Annotated in this window: 8 protein-coding genes and 2 pseudogenes; 3 read left to right on the top strand and 7 right to left on the bottom strand. The window is 67.3% G+C overall.

The genetic code is table 11. The features are described from left to right. Positions 1-34 precede the first annotated feature (34 nt). Together ACFYML_RS32335 and ACFYML_RS32330 are read left to right on the top strand one after the other, a co-directional pair. Positions 35-5,563, top strand: a complete 5,529-nt coding sequence (locus tag ACFYML_RS32335) for a DUF3320 domain-containing protein (protein ID WP_387424234.1) — start codon at positions 35-37, stop codon at positions 5,561-5,563. A 282-nt stretch (positions 5,564-5,845) separates the two neighbouring features. After that, positions 5,846-6,066, top strand: a pseudogene (locus ACFYML_RS32330) (transposase); the annotation flags it as partial. 871 nt (positions 6,067-6,937) lie between these two features. Here the strand turns inward: ACFYML_RS32330 and ACFYML_RS32325 are convergent. From ACFYML_RS32325 to ACFYML_RS32310, 4 genes are all read right to left on the bottom strand, one after another. Continuing rightward, complete coding sequence (locus ACFYML_RS32325; RefSeq protein WP_387424233.1) at positions 6,938-9,550, bottom strand: helicase-related protein; 2,613 nt, start codon at positions 9,548-9,550, stop codon at positions 6,938-6,940. 107 nt (positions 9,551-9,657) lie between these two features. Further along, positions 9,658-11,607, bottom strand: a complete 1,950-nt coding sequence (locus tag ACFYML_RS32320; protein ID WP_387424232.1) for a hypothetical protein — start codon at positions 11,605-11,607, stop codon at positions 9,658-9,660. Positions 11,608-11,657: 50 nt separating this feature from the next. After that, positions 11,658-12,914 (bottom strand): hypothetical protein, encoded by a 1,257-nt coding sequence (locus ACFYML_RS32315; RefSeq protein WP_387424231.1) that lies wholly within the window; start codon positions 12,912-12,914, stop codon positions 11,658-11,660. Positions 12,915-13,195: 281 nt separating this feature from the next. Next, positions 13,196-14,128: a hypothetical protein gene (locus tag ACFYML_RS32310; protein ID WP_387424230.1), complete on the bottom strand. Its 933-nt coding sequence runs from the start codon at positions 14,126-14,128 to the stop codon at positions 13,196-13,198. Positions 14,129-15,482: 1,354 nt separating this feature from the next. On the opposite strand from ACFYML_RS32310, the gene ACFYML_RS32305 reads away from it, so the two are divergent. Further along, a complete protein-coding gene (locus ACFYML_RS32305) occupies positions 15,483-16,892 on the top strand; it encodes a hypothetical protein (protein ID WP_387424229.1) in 1,410 nt (469 codons plus the stop codon). 565 nt (positions 16,893-17,457) lie between these two features. On the opposite strand, the gene ACFYML_RS32300 is transcribed toward ACFYML_RS32305, so the two are convergent. The 3 genes and pseudogenes from ACFYML_RS32300 to ACFYML_RS32290 form a co-directional block, all read right to left on the bottom strand. Continuing rightward, the gene (locus ACFYML_RS32300; protein WP_387424267.1) at positions 17,458-17,835 is read right to left on the bottom strand and encodes a discoidin domain-containing protein; all 378 of its coding nucleotides are present in this window, start codon (positions 17,833-17,835) and stop codon (positions 17,458-17,460) included. Between the two features lie 30 nt (positions 17,836-17,865). Next, positions 17,866-18,609 (bottom strand): annotated as a pseudogene (locus ACFYML_RS32295) (ThuA domain-containing protein); the annotation flags it as partial. A 17-nt stretch (positions 18,610-18,626) separates the two neighbouring features. Beyond that, on the bottom strand, positions 18,627-21,044 hold the full coding sequence (locus tag ACFYML_RS32290) for a PQQ-dependent sugar dehydrogenase (RefSeq protein ID WP_387424228.1): 2,418 nt from the start codon (positions 21,042-21,044) through the stop codon (positions 18,627-18,629). Positions 21,045-21,602 lie beyond the last annotated feature (558 nt).

Raw genomic sequence — 21,602 nt, 5'->3', positions numbered from 1 at the left:
AGCGCGGTAACAGAACCTGAGACGTGTAGTACGGATGGAGAAATCTGAAATGGGCGGCAACGCCGGTATGACCGAGAACCTTCCGGCGCAGGATCGGCTGCTGCAGGCGACCATCCGTCAATGGCGTGACAGTCTCATCAACCTCTCCGGCACGAACCGGCTCCTCAACTTTCGGCTGAGCAAGTCGGGGGCGGTTCGGGTGCTAGACCCGGCCGCCACGGAGGTCCTGGCCGGTTTGAGCGCCGGCCGCTACTTCCGGTTCCGTCCCGCAGAGGAGGGCAGCGACGAGTTCGAGAGGGCACTGACCGAACCGGGCCGCGCCCTCGCCGCAGCTGATCTCGGCACGCCGGGCAAGGGTTTCCGGGTTGACGTCCTCCGCACGGACAAACCGGTCGGTGATCTGAGCTCGGCACTTCGCAACCTCATGCGCCGGTCGAACCAGGAGTTCCTGGACCGAGGCCTGTGGATCCTTTATCTCGCCTTCGGCTCGCTCACCTGGACCGACGGTGACAAGGCGCGATACACCAGTCCGCTGCTGCTCGTCCCGGTCCGGCTCGTTGCGACCGGGGCGCGGCAGCTGCCCTTGCTGCAGCGTGCGGATGAAGATCCAGTCGTCAACCCGGCGCTGACGCTCAAGCTCAACCAGCTCATGGTCACGTTGCCGTCCGTCGACGAACTCGAGGACGTCGCCTATGCCGAATTCCTGGCCGACGCGCGGGCCGCCGTGGCCGGGCACGCCAGCTGGCGGGTCAACGATGAGGTCACGCTCTCCTACTTCTCATTCGCGAAGGAGGCGATGTACCGCGACCTGCTCGACAACGAGGCCACTGTCGCAGGACATCCGGTGATCCAAGGGCTGGCGACGGGTGGGCGAGGCTCGGGAGGCAGCGGCTTCCTCTTCGAGGAGCTGACCGAAGACCGGATCGACCAGGACATGCCGGCGGAGCAGGTGCCGCTGGTGCTCGACGCTGACTCCTCGCAGCGGGCCAGCGTCGCCGCCGCGCTGGCGGGCCGCTCGTTCGTCATGGACGGCCCGCCCGGAACCGGGAAGTCGCAGACCATCGCAAACATGATCGGAGCGCTGCTGTACGCCGGTAAGCGGGTGTTGTTCGTCTCCGAGAAGGCCGCGGCGCTCGAAGTGGTCCGGAACAGGCTCCACGACGTGGGACTCAGTGCCTACCTGCTGGAGCTGCACTCCCACAAGGCGACGCGAAAGGAGGTGGCGTCGGCACTGGGGCAGGCGCTGGAGGCCGTTCCGGTCGCCCCGAGCGGGATGAACGACATGGATCTGGACAACGCCCGGCGCCGCCGCGAGGAGCTGAACGCGTACGCCGAGGCCATGAACGTGCCGCGGGCGCCGCTCAACTACTCGCTGCACGACGTCCTCGGCATGGTCGCCAACCTGCACAACGTTCCCGCCGCTCCGATGAGTGGCATCGCGCCGGTCGATTTGACTGTCGAGATGTTCGGGACCGTGCGGGCTACCGCTGCGGCGCTGGCCCGGGCCTGGCGCCCCGCTACTCAGGGGCGCTCGTTCGCCTGGCGTGGCGTCACGCATCGCGGCTCCCTGGACGCCCGTCTCTACGCAGCCGCGTCAACGCTCGACGCGTTGGCCGGCGTCACCGCGGCCCATGCGCCACTGGCCGCCGCGTTCGGCGTCAGCCGGTTGTGCCAGGCACCCGCCCTCACGCGCGTCGTCGCCCACTGCGCTATACGGCCGGCCGACGTGCCCCAGCAGTGGCTGACGGCTGCTCAGCTCGACTCGGCCAAGGAATCCGCGGATCGTCTCGCTACGGAACTCCGGGAGCTTGCCGACCGGCAGGATGCTGCCAATCGTGCCGCCGGTGTGTCCTGGTCCGAGCTTCCCAACGCGGACAGCACGGCGGATTTCGACACCTCAGCGCTGGAAAGCCTTGTGGTCGCGCCACTGCACCTCGCATCGCTGACCTCGGAGCAGGCGGCGGTGCTTGCCGACACGTTTCAGCGCGACGCAGAAACACTGCAGGCCGCTGGCCGGTCGCTCAGTGGGCTGGCCGTCATGCTGGGCCTGCCGCCCGTTCTGTCGTTCGACGATGCCGAGGCGACCTTGGCGGTAGCCGGTCTCGGCCGCAGCGACAACCGCCCCGAACGGGCGTGGCTGTCCGCCGAGGGGCATGCTGCCGCCACCCAAGCCGCGCAGGCGCTCCAGCAGGCCATCGTCGCCCTGCTGAATGCGGAAGAGTCGGCGGCAGCACAATACACCGACGCCCTGCTCGCGGCGGATGTCGAAGGCTTGGCGCATCGTTTCGTACATGAGCACCGGGGCCTGAAGAAGCTCAGCGGTGCCTACCGCGCCGACAGGCGGGCTCTTGCCATGTTCACCTGTGCGGGTGTGAACTGGCAGTCGGCGCGTGATCAGCTGACGTTGGCGATTACCTGGAAGCAGGCCGCGGCCGCCTTCAACGAGGCGGAGACTCGGCATGCGGCGGCCCTCGGAACCTACTACGACGGCCGCTCCACCGACTTCGACCTGATCGCCCGGGCGTTGGCGACCGCGGACACCGCGATCCGCCAGGCCCGCACCGCGGACCTGGCGAAGCTTGCTGATCACATCGCCCGTGACGCGATCCCCAACACCAGCGTGCTTGCTGTCGCCGACGAAACGCGCGCACGACTGCAGGACTGGCGCGCGCGTCTGGCACCGGAGCCGCTGCCCGCTGCACGGCCGGAACTCGTGTTGCTTCCGCTCACTGAGGCGGCCGGATGGCTGCAAAGCCACCAGGGCCCGCTGCGGTCGGCGGCTGCGCTGGCGGGGTCGGTCAGCCAGGCAGTGCGCCGACAGCTGACCGTCGCCGAGTCTCGTCACCTGCTTGAGCTGCGCGCGTCCGTCGACGCCGCCTATACCGTGCTCGCAGCACACGGCCACGGCTACTCGTCGGTCCTCGGTTCGCTGTATGCCGGTGAGCGGACCGATCTGCCGGCGGTGTACACGGCCCTGGACTGGGCGATGCAGATGCGCGCCTGCAGGAATGGCTTCGACGCGCCCTTGACTGCCGCTCAGGCGGAGGCGCTGGAGAGCGTCGTCCCAACGCCGCAGCTGGGCGACATCGAACGGCGGTGGGCCGGGGCGCGTGCCGACCTGCTGGCGGCCTTCGAAGCGGGCAGGCACGCAGAACTGGGTTCCGAACTCGACGACTACGCGGAGGCGGGCGATCTCATCGCGGCATTGCGTGAGGACAGCGCCGGACAGGACGAGTGGTTCGCGTATCAAGGCGCCCGAGCTGAACTCGTCGCCGTAGGACTCGAGACCGCCATCGACTTCTGCATTACCGAGGGCTTGAGCGCCGAGCAGGTGCCGTTGGTACTTGAGCGCGCCCTGCTGCAGGAGTGGGCCGACCACCACCTGCATCAGGATGCGGCCCTGCGCGTGGTGCGGGCCGAGGACCGCGACTCACTCGTGGCCGAGTATCGCGGCCTGGACCGCGCGCTCATCGCGGCGGCGACCTCGCGGATCATCACGGCGTGCAATGCGCGCCGGCCTCGCAACAATCTGGGTGAGTCGGGTGTCATCCGCCGCGAAGCCGGCAAGAAGAAGAAGCACATGCCGGTGCGGCTGCTGTTGGAGCGCACGCGCAACGTCACCCAGGCGATCAAGCCGTGCTTCATGATGTCGCCACTGGCGGTGAGCCAGTATCTCCCGTCCGACATGCGATTTGATGTCGTCATCTTCGACGAGGCGAGTCAGGTCGCACCCGCCGACGCTGTCAACTGCATCTACCGAGGCGACGCCCTGATCACGGCCGGTGACCAGAAGCAGCTCCCACCGACCAGCTTCTTCACGGCCGGCGTCGCCGACGACAGCGATGAGTGGGATGAGGAGGCCGAGGACGGTGTCGACTTCGAGTCCGTTCTCGACCTCATGAAGGGCTCGGCGGAGTTCCGCGCGCTTACGCTGCGCTGGCACTATCGGTCCCGGCACGAGGCGCTCATCGCCTTCTCGAACTCGTCGTTCTACAAGGGCCGGCTTATCACGTTCCCCGGCGCCGAGGATGTCGGACCCGACGTGGGCGTGGAGCTGTTCCACGTCGCCGGCACCTACCGGCGTGGCTCGTCGCGCGACAATCCGGTCGAGGCGGCCAAGGTTGCCGAGCGGGTCATCCACCACTTCACCACCCGCCCGCATCTCACGCTCGGTGTAGTCAGCTTCTCCGAGGCGCAGGCCGCGGCCATCGAGCATGCCGTGGAGCAGGCACGCCAGGACCGGCCAGAACTGGACAAGTTCTTCACCGACGATCGGCTTGACGGCTTCTTCGTCAAGAACCTGGAGTCGGTGCAGGGCGACGAGCGCGACGTGATGATCTTCTCGATCGGGTACGGCCCGGACGAGGCCGGCAAGACAACGATGAACTTCGGCCCGTTGAACCGGGTCGGCGGATGGCGGCGACTAAACGTGGCCATCACCCGGGCGCGCTTCCGCAACGAAGTCGTCACCAGCGTGCAGGCTTCGGACATCGTTGCCGCTGCCGGCAGCGAAGGGTTGCGGCATCTGCGCCGCTATCTGGACTACGCCGAACGTGGCATTGCGGCCCTGGCGCTGGACACCAGCACCGGCGGCGACGCCGAATCACCGTTCGAGGAGTCGGTCATCTCCGTGATCCGCTCCTGGGGCTACGAGGTGACCCCGCAGGTCGGCGCCGCCGGCTACCGGATCGACATGGGGGTGCGCCATCCGGATCGGCTCGGCGTCTACGTGTTGGGCGTCGAGTGCGATGGGTTCCAGTACCACTCCTCCAAGGTCGCCCGGGACCGTGACCGGCTGCGTGACCAGGTGCTGCGCGGTCTCGGGTGGCGATTGCACCGGATCTGGGGCACCGCTTGGTATCGCAATCGTCTCGGCGAGGAGGAGCGCCTTCGTTCCGCGATCGAGAAGGCGGTGGCCGCTCCGGTGCGTGGGCTGTTGTCCAGCCTGGAGGACGTGATCGAGCGTCCCGCCGTCACCACCGAGTCAGCAGCCCTCGAACTGCAGCCAGTCTGGATGACGCCGTACCGGACGGCGATCGTGGATCGCCTACCGTACTGGGCCGATCCGAGCGAGCGCGGCAGCGCCCACGCCATGCGGATCGGCGTGGCCGAGGTCGCCGCCGTCGAAGGGCCGGTGCACATCACAGTCATGCACCAGAGGTTGCGCGACTGTTGGGGCATCGGCCGGATCGGGTCGCGTATCCGGGACAACATCGACGCCGCGATCCGGCAGGCCGGGCTCGACCGTGACGGGGAGTTCGTATGCGTGCCGGGCGCCGTGGTCAGTGAGGTTCGTAGCCCCGTTGACACCTGCAGCCGCAGCGTGGAGCAGGTCCACGACGACGAGTTGGCGCTCGCCTTGACGAACCTGGTCCGGGACACCGGTGGCGTGGGCCGCGACGAGCTGAGCGCACACGTGGCCAGGCTCTACGGTTGGAGCCGGCGCGGACCGGACATCTCCCGGCGACTTGAGCTGCTACTCGACCGCCTAGTCGCCGACAGTGTACTTCTCGCCAACGGCACCAGCTTGTCCCTCAGTCTCCGCGCGCCAAACGAGCTCTGATCTGGTGAGCCAGCTTTATGGGCACACCAGACACTGAATACCCGTCTTATCGCGGTCGCGCGTGGGTTGCGTCCACGGAGGTGGTGTACGACTTGCCCGTGATAAGCGTGTTGCGTAGATGAGAGACGGCCATCGCGTGATCCTTCGAGACGACCAAGTCAATGAAGGAGCGGAACGCAATGGCCGTATCTGAGAGTGTGAACCCTGTCGACCTGCTGTGCGAGCAGATCGCGGGCGCGTCCGGGCGTCGCCGGACGCGTTGCAGGCGATGATCAAACGCAGGCGTTGATGTCCGCCGAGGCCGACGTTATGTGCGGTGCCGGCTGTGGGCAGCGCAGCGAGGAGTGGGTCAACTCCCGTAACGGCTACCGGACAAGAGAGTGGGACACCCGGGCTGGCACGATCGATCTGGCGATCCCGAAGCTGGGGCAGGGTAGCTATTTCCGGACTGGTTGCCGACGCACCGGCGGCGGGCCGACCAGGCCCTGGTGTCGGTGGTAGCACGTCGGCCGGGGCCAGCTGCCGGTCGTCGGCACCTGGTGAAGGTGCCGGCCGCCACCGTTATGTGGCCGGCCATTCCGTCACAGGGCTGCTGCGGACACGTCGAGCCAATGTTTGGGGTCGCCCCTCTGGCCGGCGCTCTGCAAGGGCATCAACTGGCATCCGCTGAGAGAGTTCACTATGGTTGGTGAAGCCGGCTGAGGTGTTGCGAGCAAGGCTGCGATCACGGCAGGCGAAATCGATTAGCCGCACCTTGTCCGGGTGTAGTCGCAGCGAGTACTTCGCGAACCGCTCGCGCAGATTCCACCTGTCCGAGCAGACGAGTCCCAGCTCACATCAGGTGCGACGAGTTCTGCACGGCACACCGCGTGGACGAGGTCATCGGCGTCGTCCGAGTCCCGGCGATCCTCCGCGCCATGCACGCGTGTCTCGATCGGGCCCGAACTCGATGTCGTCGGTCGGTGGTCTGTCATCCAACTCCGCCATTGCGACCTCCACGCGGTCGGCGCGGATTCGTGAATCGCGCCGCTCGCGTCGGTCCTCGACGTCGTCGCTCGGCTGGCGTGGGCGCCCTTGTCGATCCCGGCTCATAACGAGTGAGAATCGCATCTCAGGCCCGCTTCTTCAAGAGCCGAACGACCTGTCGCCACCTTGCCGCCTGAAGAGGCTCACCGCTTCGCCGCCGGGCCGCGCGCCATGGAGGCCGTGGCCGACGCCGACGAGACGAGACCGTGGTGCGTCACCGGCGCCTACCAGGCACCCGTTCTTGAGCGCCGGCCAGGTCCACTTCGAACCCGGCGACCAGGACCGCCCTCAGACCGAAACACCCTTCTGTTCGACGGTTGGACCGCACTCCCTCGCGACTTGCGCTGGTCATTGGGTTGCCGGGACGGACAGGTCCATGGTGAGGGCGGTGGCGAGCGGGGGTGGAAGTGGGATGCGGGCGGCTTGACGCTCGGTGGCCCACTCGGAGCTGTCGGGGGACTCGCCCATGACGATGCCGAACCAGCGTTCGCGGTCCTTGACGACCCGGAACATCTTCTCGTCGTGGGTGCCTCCGACATACGGCTCGTAGACCACGACAGGCTGGCCGACCCGGGCGGCCTGGGAGCCGATGCGGTCGACACGGCCGGTCCGCTGCTCCAGCATGCTGGGGTTCCAGTCCAGGTCGTGGTGGATGATATGGCGGCAGGCGTGATGCAGGTCGACGCCCTCGGCCATGACACTGCTGGCGATGAGCACCTCGGGGAAGAACGGGGTGTTGAACGTCTGCATGAGCGTTTCGCGGGTGGCCGGCTTCGCCTCCCCGTTGACCAAGCGGACGTTGGGTAGAAGCACCTCCCGGTCGTGGGAGCGCTCGGACGTGTCGAAGTGTTCGCTGGCGACGCGGATGCCACCGGTCTGGATGCTGACGAGAGCGGTAAGCACGTCGTCCCGCTCCTTGTCGACCTGTTGGGCAAGGGTGGCGGCGAAGGCACTGATCTGGTCTGCGAAGGTGGCGCCAGGCGCGCCGCGGTCCAAGCCAGCGAGTAGCCCCTCGATGGTCAGGTCGGGGGAGAGGTCAACATAACGGGTCAGGAATGAAGGCGTACGCATGAAGCGGACCGCGACATCCTGCACCCGTTGCGCCGTCCCGTCATCGAGTCCGTTGACGTAGCTGGCGACTCGTTCCCGGAAGGCGTCGTACCCGCTGACATCGCTGCGAAGCAGGCGCTCGGCGATCGCGTCGACCTCAGCTAGCACGTCGTCGTCGGCGGGCCTCCCGAGGGCCTGCGCGGCCCGGTCGATGATCTCCCGCCGGATGGCGCGCGAGATGTGATTGCGCAGGGCACGGCCGGTCTCGCGGTAGAAGCAGAAGACCAAGACCTTCTCGCCGCGCCGCCATAGGTCGACGACGCGGCGGACAGTCGCGGCGACCTTGGGGTGAGCCGCCCAGCCGTCGACGGTGTCGTGCGGCAGGGCGGACTTGATGCGCTCGACGTACCACCGGAGTTGGTCCTTCGCGGCGGTGGTGGACGCGTCCGGCGTGTAGTCGTCGGGTGTTCCGAGGTCGTCGAGCCTGGCGATCCGGTGGGCTCTCGTGTCGGCGTAGGCCTCGAAGGATGAGGCGAGCCCGTAGGCGTAGTAGCCCCGCACCGGGCTGGCCTTGCCCGCGTTGTGGAGGTTTGCGATGGCCTCGGCGCGGGCGGCGAGCAGAAACGGCAGAACTGCTTCGCCTTCGACGGCCAGGCCCGAACCCGTGTCACGTCCGTCCAGGATCGCCCGGCCGGGGTGGTAGTCGCGACGCTGAGTCCGGCTGGCCCTGGTGTGTCGGATGACCCATGGGCGCAGCAGCTTCTCGGCCGATCGGAGCTCGTCGTGCGCTGCGGCTGCGGCGGTGATCGCCGTACGGACCCGCTCAGATTGCCCTTCCTCAACGTCGAATGTGCCGACGGAGGCAACCTGGGGGGCGTCGGACTCCTCGAGCCGCGACCAGGCCCGTTCCAGCCGCAGCGCAGCAGCACGACTTCGGTTGAGCCCGTTCTGGATTTCTTCAACCTGGTCGTCGAACCGCTCCCGCGCCGCCTGCGACGACCAGCGCACCCCATGGAATCTACGCAAGATCCGGATCAGCTCGTCATGGTTGAGCTGGAACGGCGTGGCGGTGAGGAACAGCATCCTCTCGAACATGTTTCCCAGCGCGCCGCGCTCGTCAACAGTGTTGGCAAAGAGGTCACCGAGCTGGGTCCTGTTCTTGACGTGATGGGCCTCGTCGAGTATCAGCAGCGGCAGCCGGACATCCAGGCGCTGCAGGGCCCCCTTCCAGACCTCGCCAAGTGCCCACTCGAGCTGTGCCCGAGCGACCTTGAGCCGCTCTTCCAGGTTGGCGGTGCGGTAGACAGGAACGGCGGCCAACGCCTGCCGTAGGTCCTCGAGGTCGAGCCCAGATACGGCGTCGAGCAGTGCCGCAGGCACGGGGTCGTCGTCGAGCGGATCCTCGGGTCGCGCCCGGTCCCACGCCTGCTTCCACCGGCCCGGTTGTTTCTCGAGCAGCGTCGCCACCAAGGCCTGGCCCGCCGCACCCCGGAACCGGCGTTCCCGCAGCAGTGCGTGGGCATGCTTGGCCAGCACGCGGCGGTGCTTGTCCCGATCGCGGTCGTAGCGGGTCGCCTGGCGCAGCAGGGCGAGTCGGATAAGCGGGTCGGTGAGCCTGCTGGTGAGCGCAGTGTGCGTGGCGAAGATGAGGTGCTGGCGCTCCTCAGGGGGGTCGTCGAGCAGCTTGAGCAGGTCACTGCCTCGCTTGACCGGCCGCGACCCGCGCAGCCCGTGGCCGGGCGGGAGGCAGTGCTCGGCGAAGACCTGCCACTCGCGGGGCCATTTCTCGGCGACCGCCGCTGGGACCAGGACGACGACGGGGTTGGCGCGCCCGATTGCTTCCAGGACGGAGACCGCCACTGCGAGGGCAACGTAGGTCTTGCCCATACCGACCTCGTCGGCGAGCACCACGCCGGGCTGATCGGCCAGGGAGCGCAAGATGGCGTCGGCTGTACGCAGCTGCCGGGCGGCGTCCTGAGTGGATACCCGACCAGCCGTAGCGAGATTGATCCCAGGTTTCAGTGGCCACACTTCGCCAGGGCCTCCTCCACCGCATCGCGGACATACTGGTCAAGGGTGGCGTCCTGCGACGAGGGCAGGCGCTGCGTCTGCTTCCGGATCTGCTCCAGCACCGCCGTCACCTCCCGCCTGATGTCACTTCGCTCGTCGACGTTGAGGACGGCCGACCAGTCCACGGCCGCGATGGTGAGAGCGAGCTCGGCGAGCATGAAATGCTTCTCACCGTTGACCATCTGCTCCTCGGACGTACGGACCACGCTCTCGGCGAGGGTGAGCGGGCCGAGCGCCCCGTGCAGCCGCCACCGCACCGCATCGAGGTTGCTCGCCGGCCGCGCGAGCCGTTCCTGCAGCCGCATCAGCGCGAGCGAGGATTGCCGGACGCGTTGCATCAGGTGTGCCTTGTTGTAGCGCGTCAGCGGATCCAGCCCGGTGTCCGCGCCAGCCTCGGCGACCCGCTCGAGTTTGCGTAGCTCCTGCTCGACGGCGACGGGCAACGGTCGCGTCGAGGCGAGCGCGGCGAGCAGGGCGTGGACGGGGATCTCCCGTAGCTCGCTGGGCGGTGGCAGAGCACCGCGGTCGTCGATATTCGCGGTCCAGGTCGACTCAACCTCCTGCCCGTCGATGTGCCAACGGACCAGCAGGTAGGCCGGCAGCGGCATGCCCGGCGCGAGCGAAACCCGTACTTGAGGCTGGACGGCTGCCGACCAGGTCGCGCCGTCGTAAAGAGGGTGACCTGCCGGGTCGAGGATCCGCCAGCTGGCGGGCAGCGTTGTCGGATCGAGGGTGAGGGTTGCGGCTGGCTCGGGTTGCAGGTGCAGGAGGCAGTCGACGAAACCGTGCGGCAACTGATGCCCGGTCGCCTCGTCCTCGTCGGCCGGCGTCTCCCACTCCTGCGCGTCGGACACGATCGGGTCGCCCTTGGCGGCGAGAGCCCGCAGCGCCTTGCCGTCGGCCGAGTTCAGTTCGCAGCCGATCCACATGTTGAGCTCGCGGTGCGCGCCTGGATGTAGGCCCAGGCCGTACCTTGTCATGTTCGACGAGCCGACCATCGCCGCCACCCACGTGTCACTCTCCAAGAGCACGAGCTTGGCGTGCAGTGTCCTCCGCTCCTTGTCACGCCTGGCATAGACGGACACCGGTGCGCCCTGATCAATCAGGGATGGCGGTCCCTGCACCTTGCCGGTGAACGGGCTGATGTCGGCGAGGATGGTCAGCTGGCGTTCCTGCGCTGGCCGCCCGGTGAGCAGGCGGCGTACTGCGTCAATGCCGGGCGCGGGCGTCCCGTCGTCCCAGAACGGCGAAAGCACGGTCGCGCGCAGCGGCTTGCCCCCGCGCCAAACCGCCTCGTGGCGGTTGAGAGGGTTGACTCCCGGCCCGGCAGGCGCGAGTGCGATGTGGATGCCCGCAGTCGGCCAGGCAGGCAGGCCGGCGGCCTCGATGCGCTGCCGGAACAGGGCCAGGGTGGCCAGTGCGCGCGCCTTCGGGCCGAGCTGTGACGGCCCGGGAGCGAGGTCGACGAGGTCGCGCAGTTCGTCGTGCAACTCGATGAAGACCGTCCGTGGTACCTGGCAGTGCTCGTCAAGGTCCAAGGCGAGGCCGAACTCGACCTGCTGCCGGTAGCCAGCGGCGGTGAGATTGGCCGAGCCGAGCAGCACCCGGCAGCGGCGCTCCCAGAGCAGAAGCGCGGCCTTGGCATGCAACAGACCATCGCCTGGTACGGCGACCGGGAGCAGATCCCAACGCAGGTTCCGCTTCTGGGTGCGCGTGCTGCGATCGGCGAGCACGGTCACCTGCGTCTCGGCAAGCCGATCCTCTTCCTCGAGAATCGAGGCGATGGTGGAGATCCGATCGCCGTCGCCGGTGCCTGTGGAGAGCGACAGGAAGCGGGATAGGCAGTCCTGCGCGAAGAAGTCGGCGTCAAAGGTGAAGGTGGTGGCCAGGCATGCCACGGGTCGGCCGGCGTGCTGCGGCGCCGACCAGTGCTCAAGCAGCCGTACTGTCATGATGTGGCGCCGATGAAGCTGCGCAGGGTGTGAACCCGTACGGGGTGGACGAAGTGGTTGAGGTCCGGTCGTTCAGGGCTGCCGTAGGGCGGGCGAACGACCCAGCCATCTCGCAGCGGCTCGAACCAACTGCGTTTCCCGCCGGGCTTGCCCGCTTGGACCTGCTCGTGATGGTGAAGTGCGAACTCGGCAAGGTCCTTCGGCGAGCGGGGGTAGACGAACTCGCCGAGGCGTTGCTCCAGGTCGATGTCATGGCTTATCTCGGCCACGCAGTCGGCGGCGCGCTTGAACCGCTCAGGGATCTCGCGAGCGCACCGGCCGAGCATCTCGTCGTCAGCGACATGAGCGGCGGTGAGCGGCTGGCCGCCAAGCGAGTACGACACGCTGCAGAGCAGGCGGAAGGCGGCATTGACGAGGACCGCCAGCTTCTCGTAGCTGACCACCGCGTCGATGATCCGGCCCAGCTCTTGAGATGCGTGCTTCCGCGCGGCGGCGAGCAGCTGCGGCTCGGCGGCGATGCGATCGTCGCCCGCCAGCAGGAGGGCGAGTTCCGCGCGGTGCTCGTGCCTCTTGTCGGTGAGAAGCCGGCGCAGCACCCCTGCCTCGGTCGGTCCGGCCTTGTCGGGGCGCAGCGTAGTGGCGAGCCGCCCGAGCAGCTGCGCGCCGGTGGCGACCGTGAGGGACCCCTTCTGCAGCGCCGCGCGCACCTCCTCGTGGATCCGCCGTCGGATCGCCCCGCCCTCGGTGCCGGGCACCTCGTCGGCGAAGCCGGTCAGGCCGTGGTCGTGCTCCCACGCCCGGACCAGCTCGACGCACCGCTCGGCCGGCGCCAGATCCTGGGTCAGCACACCCGCGTCAACCGCGAACGGCTTGTAGACGCCGTAGAAGCCGAAGACCCGCGGACTGTTGAGGTAGGTCTGTCGGGACAGCCGCTCGCCCCGGTTGATCGCGGTGCGCGTCTTCTGGCTGCCAGGGACGTCGGAAGGAAGGCCTCGCTCGATCCGGCGCACGAACGCCTCGATGAGCAGCCACTCGAAGCAGATCGCCGGAGTCGAGACGCCGTCGTGGGGCTGCTCATCGGCCAAGGACTCGGTCGCGACCGCCCCGACCGCCATCGCGGTGGTAAACCGCACCCAGCGCATCCGCGCCCGCAGCCCCGGCACCAGCACCTCGGCGAGCCGATCGGAGATCGCGCTCAGACCCATGGGGTCGAGACTCCCCTCACCGGAGGCTGGCGGGTCGTAGGCGGACACCGTCGGAAGTGTGAGTCCCATCAATGGCATCGCGAGAATCACCCCCAGGGGGACCGATAGGAACGCGGCGGTTTTTCCAGGCGACTCGTAGCGACTCTATCTGTCAGCTACGACAATCCGCGGATGACCGCGCCCAAGGCCTGAGCCCGGGCCGCTGGCCGGGCGGCTCCAACGGCGGCAGTGGCTTGTCGCTGCTGGGGCACGGGCCCTTGGATCGAGCCTCGCCTGGGGACCGGATATGCCGTTAGTGTCCGAAAGGCCACAGCGGTCCGGAGCGGGCCCTACGCGTTGCCACTAAGATCGGTGCGCTTCCACTTCCCTCGGCCAGCCGGACGCGGCGTCCGCCGCTGATGCAGCCAGATGGCGTGGTCGAGTTCCCACGGGGTACAGCCGAGCTTAGATGCGGTGGCAACAACACGTGCGCGGGCGTCAGCCGCTGTCGGCAGCGACGGAAGGCCCAAGGCGTCACCGACCCATCGGCGAACCATGGTGTCGGGCTTGATCCGCTGATCATCACCGACGAGCATCCAGAAGTAGTTGAGCCGAACGTCGTTCAGCCCGTTGCCGGGCACCCGTCGCAGGTCAGCCTCAACCCTCGCCAGGCGGCCGCCGTCGGTCAAGAGTTCAGCCGCATCCCGCAACGATGTGATCCCGTGCCTGCACAGCACCTCGGCATACGCGAGAACCGCGACGCTCTTGTAGGGCGCAAGCCGGTCGCGGTGTGTCCTGTTGCGGCATTGCAGATCCTCCTCAGCCAGGCGATCGGCGCCGCGCTGGACAGCCCAATCCCGGAAGCTGCGCAGATCCTGTTCCCCCGTCACTTTGGACGATTCACCGACGATGAGATAGCGGTCCCTGAGGCCGGCGATATCCGTGTACCTGTTGCAGATCCCGACAACTTGCTCGTACCGTTGGCCGATCGAGTACACCGCGTCGAGGATGCACAGACCCAGGTGCGCCCACCGCCGCGTGCGCGGCTCGATTCGCAGCGCAGCGGCCGCCGCGACGAGCGGGTCCACGGGCGCCGCGACAACCGAGTCCGCCGGAATCGTGGCCGTGAGCTCGGCGAACATGTCAGCCGCCATCAGCACCGCCTCGGCGCGCCCATGCGCACCGAGGGCAACGGGCGCATGGTCGCCGGCTCGGAACCGCTCGAGGATGCTCGGTAACCGCACCCTCGCGTCTCGCACCGACAGTGTCTCAGCGATGATCATGCCGGCTCCACAATCGAGGTGAACACATTAATTGTGTACACCTTAAGTATTGTGACTGGCCAGGTCAATGTGGTTCGGCCGGCCGTGATGCTGACCGAAGCGTCGCGCCCCGATCAGCCCTGGCCTACTTCCGGTTGCGCCGGGACCGCAGAATGGGGCCTCTCCCGCTCTCGGCGGGCGAGCGCCGCTGGGTGGACGAGGCGCCGGCCACCGCAGCCCGAGCCGTGGACCGGTTCGCTGCAGGGCAGAATGGCAGGCCAACGTGCTGTACGAGATTGATGACGCCAAGGTGATCGAATCGCTGGTCGAGGTCAGCGAGTCGGTGCAGAGCCTGGTAGACCAGGCGGGCTTCTGGACGGCGGAAGCGAAGGAGTGATCCTACGTGGTTGTGCAGTTGCTTGAGGACAGGATTCCGTGGATGAGTGGGGTGGCCCGGACGACATCGCCTCGGTATTCGCCGAACGTTCACCGGCCGTGATTGCGCGACGCCTCGGAGTTGTCGGCGTCGTCTTGGTGGACGCGACCGGCGAGCGGCGCGAATTCGAGTCGTAGGACTCGTGGGCCCCATAGGGGCAACCATGCGCGGGCTCCCGGCAGTGGCAGAGCTGGGGAGACGGCAAATAAGATCGTCACATCCGAGGGGCGCACATCCTTAAGCGCTCGGTTTTCTGGACTGATTGGCGACCCTTGTCGACCGGAGGCTCCGTTCCCCGAGGGAAGGGATCGCTGGTGGTACGACCAGCAGGAGGCATCGAGAAATATGGCGTACGGTGGATTTGAGTCGTCGCTGGGCCGGCACATGGAACTAGCGAGCCTGACTAGCATCCGCCGGCACCTGGTGCAGGCCGTGCTGCGTGCTGCTCGGGATCAGTCCTTCGTAAGCCGTCATGCGTCGACGTATCCGTCGCTAGCGAGCGAGGTTAGCAAGGCATACGTCGTGCTCGAGGGACACGCCCGCTCGGGCCAGCCAAAGCCCTGGCTGTTGTCGCGCGTTTGCGATTCGGCGTTACGGGCGGTAACGGCCGCCCAGGCGTTGCTTCCTGGTGATCCGGTTCTAAGCTCCCTCGCCCAGGTCCTGGCACGGGTGCCAGGAGAGTCCAAAGCTGGGACGGATCCTCTCGCCGCGGACCTAGCAGTTGCGTCAGCCCGACTCGAAGGCGTCTTTCCCTTGCTACTGGACCGTGCTTGGAGCGCCACGACGCCGGACAGCCTCGACCGGATCGCTATGGAGATAGTTGGACGGGCATTGCTCGACGGCCGGGACTACGCAGACCTTCGGGATGACCTGCTTGGAGCGCTTGCCAGCTCGACCTTGGATTGCGCAACACTTTACCGGGCTATCGTGCCTGCCGAGGTGGACTTCAATGTCGCGTGCATCGTGCGTGGCGCATCCTCCCTGTCGGCGCTGGAGTCTCTGCTGCCGACCGCGCAACAATGCGACCTGCGAGAAACCCCGCAGTACAAGTTCCGCGGCTGGGGCGACGGCACTCCCAAGCTCTACCGGTTCGCCGAAGCCGCACGTGCAGAGCAGGCGAGGCGGCCTAACCGCCGTGCGTGTCTGGTCTCTCTGATGGTCCGGGCACGCGACCGGGGAACCGCCGTCCAGATCGGCCGCCGCGAGGTTAGCGAGTTACTCGACCAGTACGTTGCCGGTCACCGGATCGCCGACCTGCGGCTGGCGTCGATCTCGCTAGGTGGTCGCGTCGGGAGCAAGAAGGTCGCCGCGTTGCAGGCTGTCGGCGCGAGCGTGGCAGTCGCATACCCGCTAACTAGAGCCTGGCCCGTTCAACTGCGGGAGGCGCTGCGCATGAGTCACCTTGCCACGACGACAGATGCCCCCATGTCTCGTGTTTCGCTGGCATGGACGGCGATGGAAGCATGCGGCGTCACAATGAGTACCCAGGGAAATGTAGAGGCGCTTGCCGAGGCAATGGCGCTGCAGTCGCTGCGGCAGCAAATCGTGGAGAGCCACCACAACATGCGACAGGCGGTCGCTGCGGTGCTGGCGATCGCGGCAGAGGACGCCGCCGCGGCCGAGAGCCGTAAACGGCAGGCAGTCCGTGCTGCTCAGAGGGTGCCGCTCGACTCCCCGCACAGAACACACCTAGAGGACCGCGCTGAGGCCGCCGCCGAAGCAGCGCGCACCACGGATCATGGCCTTGAGTCGTTGCGACGAGACCTCAAAGAGCTGCTTGCCGAACTGCATGCCTACGCCGCCACGGACGCCCGCGACCATCTCATAGACGTCAACCAGTGGTTGGACGTCCTCCAACCCCCGCAGGCACAGGATTGCGAAGATCTGCGTAAGGCGCGAGCCGCGTTGACAACGTTAGGCGGTCGCGTGCCGGGAATCGCAGCAGCCGAGCTGGCACAGTGGCGCGATCGGCTGGCCAGGCCATCCCGATGCGCCGATTTGTTGGATGAGTGGACCGACCGCTATCGCCGCAAACTGGACTGGCTCTATGCCGTTCGCAACATGTCGATGCACTCCGGTGCCTTCATGGTTCCAGGTGATCTGGCCACCGCCCATGGTGCAGTCGCGCTGGCCGACTTTCTCCTAGAGTTCCTAGGAAATTGGTACGAGGTCGCGCGTCGGACCGGCCGGGCTGACCGAGAGGCGATGCCGACGAGGCAGGTGATCGAGTGTCTGGCCGATCGCAAAAGGAAGATCGCCTCGGCGATGCGTACGCAGCCGGATGCTTATTCGCTCAACCTTTCCTATCTCACCAGCCCAACCTCTGATGGTTGGGACAGGGTTCGATGAGGTGGGGGGTGTCCTACCAATTGGACGAACCGTCCGCGTCTAATAGACGGACGAGCCGGGATTCGAACCCAGATTTCCCCCGAGCGAACCGGTGCGGTTGTGAGCCGCTGACGTCTTCCACGCCGGCTCCGCAAGCAGTCTACTGCCGGGCAAGGACGGGGGACTAACTGGGGCCCTGACCCGGTAGACGTTGGTGGCGACACCTGATGCGCTGTACCGGCTTGGGGCTGAGGCTGGCGCATGGGTGACGCGGCAGAGCCGCACTCACCACTCGGTGATCAAGAAGTTTGTGACCAGCACGGATGAGGTTTTCAGCACCTGCAACGGCGAGCCCGCCCCCCAAAATGCAGGGCACCCGTGCCGAGTCGACGCAGCGGGGCCACATTTGAGGCATTGATGATCAGCTCGTTTCGTGGCGCCGGATGAGTTTGCAGCTGCAGGTCAGGCCACTGGCCGAGAGAGCGCAGAGGCGGCACCACCATTCGTCGGTGGTGCCGCCTCTGCTGGCGATCTCCTCCGCGCCGCTCTCGTCAGTGCGGGTTCGATTACGCCGCCGACGGTTGAATCACGTCCCGTACACCTGGAACGTGAACAGCGAGTAGCCGGCCTTCCTGCTGCCGCGGGCCGTGCCGTAGATGCGTACGTACCTGGTCGAGGCGTTCAGGGCGAAGTTGTCGTCCTCGCCGCCGTTGCCGTTGGTGATGGTCCCGATCGTGGTCCAGGTGTTCCCGTCGGCCGAGGTCTGGATCTGGTAGTTCTTGCCGTACGTGGTTCCCCACACCAGCAGGACCCGGTTGATGGTGTACGTGCCGCCGAGGTCGACCCGGATCCACTGCGGGTCGGACGACGCGCTCGTCCACTGCGTCGTGGGGGAGGCGTCCACGGCGTTCGAAGCGGGGAAGGAGGCGTTCTGCACGCTGGACGCCGTGGCGGGGTGGTTCAGCGCCAGGTCCGGCGGGGGAACGCTGACCGTGCAGTCACCGGTGCCCTGTGCGGCGTAGCGGATGCCGCCGAGCAGGTGCGTGCGGTAGTTCGCCTCGCCGTAGCTGCCGATGGTGTGGCCCATGCCGGTGTAGAACGACCGGCCGCCGTCATAGGCCCGGCACCACGAGATGGGATGGTCGCCGCCCATCGTGCCGCCGGTGTAGGTGGACTCGTCGAGCGTGGCGAGGACATGCACCTGCGAGCGGGGGTTGGTGCGGTAGTTGTACCACTCGTCGGTGCGGGTCCACGCGACCGGCAGACCGACCGTGGACGGGTGGGTGGTGTCGGCGATGCGGACCGTCGCGGCCTGGATTGTCGGGTGGCTGGCGAAGTACGCCCCGACGAGCCCGCCGTACCAAGCCCAGTCGTACTCCGTGTCGGCCGCCGCGTGCACGCCGACGTAGCCACCGCCGGCGCGGATGTAGCTCTCGAACGCGGTCTGCTGGGTCGCGTCGAGTACGTCGCCGGTGGTGGACAGCCAGATGACCGCCTTGAACCGGGCCAGGTTCGTCGGGTTGAACTGGGTGGCGTCCTCCGTGGCCTCGACGGCGAAGTTGTTCGCCGTGCCCAGGTCGCGGATCGCCTGGATGCCGGTGGGAATGGAGTCGTGGCGGAATCCGGCGGTCTTGCTGAAGACGAGCACGGTGAAATCCGGCGCGGCATGGGCCGGCACGGCGTTGAAGCCGAGCGCGGCGACCACGATGGCGAGGCAGAGAGCGAGTCTACGCGTCATGATCGGTGGTCTCCCTTCTAACCAGTGACGAACGTGAAGCTGTCCAGGTCGAACAGCGCGCGCTTGCCGTTGCCAGCGAACGTGACGTACAGCGAGGTGGTGCCTGCCGGTGCGCCGCTGATGGTGCCGCTCACCGTGACGTACGTGTCCCAGGACCCGGTCTGGGTGACCGTCGCCGAGCCGATGATCGTGCCGGTTGGTGATCCCGTCCGGAACCGCAGCGTGCCGCCCGCACCGGCCGACGACACCCGGGCGGTGAACGAGGTGACGTTGTTGAGCTTGTACGGGTCGAACTGGATCCAGTCGCCGTTGTTGATGTCGCCGACGGTCATGCCGCCCTCGGCCGTGGCCCTGCTGACCTTGGTGACACCCGACGAGGTCTTGTAGTGCTCGGCCTGCCGGTGCTTCGGCGCCAGGATGTTCTGCGCGTGGGTGGTGAGGCCGCCCCTGTCGGTGTACGACGCGTCGAAGATCGGGAAGATGTTCGCCGCGTCGTCGTGCTCGCCGTCCACTGGGATGGTGATCGTGCCGGAGCAGCCGGTCTGCGAGGTGATCTGGTGGGCGTGCTGGTCGTGCCCGATCAGGTAGGCCATGGTCACCTTGGCGCAGTCGATCGCGCCGTCCTCCGGGTCAGTGACCGTGACGCTCCACGGGACGCTGTCGCCGAAGGCGGCCAGTTGCCCGGAGGTGGGGCTGTTGACGACGACCGTCGGGGCGGTGTTGCCGACGCTGATCGGCACGCTGGCCGTGCCGGTGGCGCCCTGCGGGTCGCGCACCGTCAGAGTGGCGACATAGTTGCCGATGGTGGTGTACGTGTGCGATGGGTTGGCGGCGGTGGAGGTGCCGCCGTCGCCGAACGCCCACGAGTAGGTCAGCGTCCCGCCATCGGGGTCGCTGGAGCCCGCCGACGAGAACGTCACGGCCAGCGGTGCCGCGCCGGATGTCTTGTCGGCGCTGGCGACCGCGGTCGGGGCGCGGTTGCCGGCGGCGCCGACGTAGTCGTAGCGGTAGACTGCGGAGTTGGCGTCGCCGTTGAAGTAGCCGGTGCCATAGTCCAGGACGTACAGCGACCCGTCGGGGCCGAAGGCCATGTCCATGACCTGCTTGCCGTTCCACGGGAAGTTGTCGATCACACCTGGCGAGCCGTCCGCGTTGACCACGATGGGCTTGATCCAGCCGCGGCCGAATTCGCCGGCGAAGTACTGCCCGTCCAGGCTGGCGGGGAATTTCGTGGTCGACGGGTTGGCGGCGTCGTACCGGTAGACCGGGCCACCCATCGGCGACTCGGAACCGGTGCCGAACTCGGGCGGGGAGCCGGCGTCGCCGGCGTAACGAATCCAGGCGGGCTTGGCCGCCGGCAACGTGGTCAGGCCCGTGTTGCGGAAGGAGTTGTTCGTCGGGCCGCCGGTGCAGTTGAACTTCGGGCCGGTGGAGTTGGTGGCGAAGTTCCACTCGTTGTACGTCTCGGTGGTGGTGTTGGTGCCGGTGCAGTATGGCCAGCCGTAGAAGCCCGGCCCCGTGATCCGGTCGAACTCGACCTGACCGGACGGGCCCCGGTTGGCGTCGGTCCGGCCCGCGTCCGGCCCGTAGTCGCCGAGGTAGACGATGCCGGTCGCCTTGTCGACGCTCATCCGGAACGGGTTGCGAAAGCCCATGGCGTAGATCTCGGGCCGGGTGTTGGCGGTGCCCGGCGCGAACATGTTGCCGGCCGGGATTGAGTATGTCCCGTTGGCGTTGACCTTGATCCGCAGAACCTTGCCGCGCAGGTCGTTGGTGTTGCCGGCGGAGCGCTGCGCGTCGTAGGCGGGGTTGCGGTTGGTGCGCTCGTCGATCGGCGAGTACCCGCTCGACTCGAACGGGTTCGTGTCGTCGCCGGTGGACAGGTACAGGTTGCCGGCCGCGTCGAAGTCGATGTCACCGCCGACGTGGCAGCAGATGCCGCGGCTGGTCGTCACCTCCAGGACGGTGACCTGGCTGGCCATGTCTACCGTGTAGTCGGCGTTCAGCGTGAACCGGGACAGCCGGTTGACCCCAGTCCAGGTTACCCAGTCGGTGGCGGTACCGGTGGCAGGCGCATCGCCGGCCGGGGTGCTCAGCGGCGGCGCGTAGTACAGGTAGATATTGCGGTTGCTGGCGAAGTTCGGGTCGGCGGCGACGCCCTGCAGGCCCTCCTCGTCGTGCGTGTACACAGGTATGTTCGCGATCACCGACGTGTTGCCGGCGGCGTCGGTGCGGCGCAGGGTGCCGTCGCGCGCGGTGTGCAGCACCGAGCGGTCCGGCAGCACCGCGAGCGCCATGGGTTCGCCGGTCTCGGCTACGCCCTTGGCGAGCGTGACCTGCTGGAAGTCTGCGGGGTTGATCGCCGCCGCGGCCGGGGTTGCCGGCGCGGCGAGGACGCTGAGTCCAGGGGCGACCAGAAGCAGGGCGGCCGCCATTGGCTGCCATCGAACGATGGGCTGTCGTTTCACCAGTGCCCCTTCCTGACCAAGTTCGCCAGGCAGGGCGCGCGCCGCCGCGCCGCAGCCGAGGATGCCGCGACGTCGACCTGCGTCGTCGAGCACACTTCACGCGTCCGCCGCCGAACGGATCGTATAGAGAGCGGTCTCAGGCCGTGCGATCACAGTAGGGGACTCTGATCGATCCGTCTATATGTACCGATGCCGCGCGTGAAACTTTGCGGCCGTGACCAAAAGGCGGCTGTGGATGGATAGGCAGGTCGCTCAACCATGCCGAAGGTCTACTGTGGACCAGATGTGATGGATCGCACCTGCAGTCCGACGATACGAGAGCTTTTCCGAACCAGACATGTTCTGCTACCCGCCCACCACGCCGCGAGTCCAGTGGGCCATGGTCATCGTCATGGCCCGCCGCCTCGCCCGCCACCAAAGCACCTGAAAACCTTATTTACCAGGCTCTAAGCTTGTTCTTTAACCCTGACGTCTCGGCGGCCGTGATGGTCCTTTGTGGATTCGGCGTGTCGTGGAGACGGAAGC

Origin of the sequence: Micromonospora sp. NPDC007230 (genome assembly GCF_042869115.1) — a bacterium.
Classification (GTDB): Bacteria; Actinomycetota; Actinomycetes; order Mycobacteriales; family Micromonosporaceae; genus Micromonospora.
This window is presented reverse-complemented; position numbering and strand designations above follow the sequence as displayed.

Coding starts and splice junctions, on each gene's coding strand:
- ACFYML_RS32335 (WP_387424234.1), top strand. CDS start 35: ATGGAGAAATCTGAAATGGGCGGCAACGCCGGTATGACCGAGAACCTT.
- ACFYML_RS32310 (WP_387424230.1), bottom strand. CDS start 14,128: ATGATCATCGCTGAGACACTGTCGGTGCGAGACGCGAGGGTGCGGTTA.
- ACFYML_RS32290 (WP_387424228.1), bottom strand. CDS start 21,044: ATGGCGGCCGCCCTGCTTCTGGTCGCCCCTGGACTCAGCGTCCTCGCC.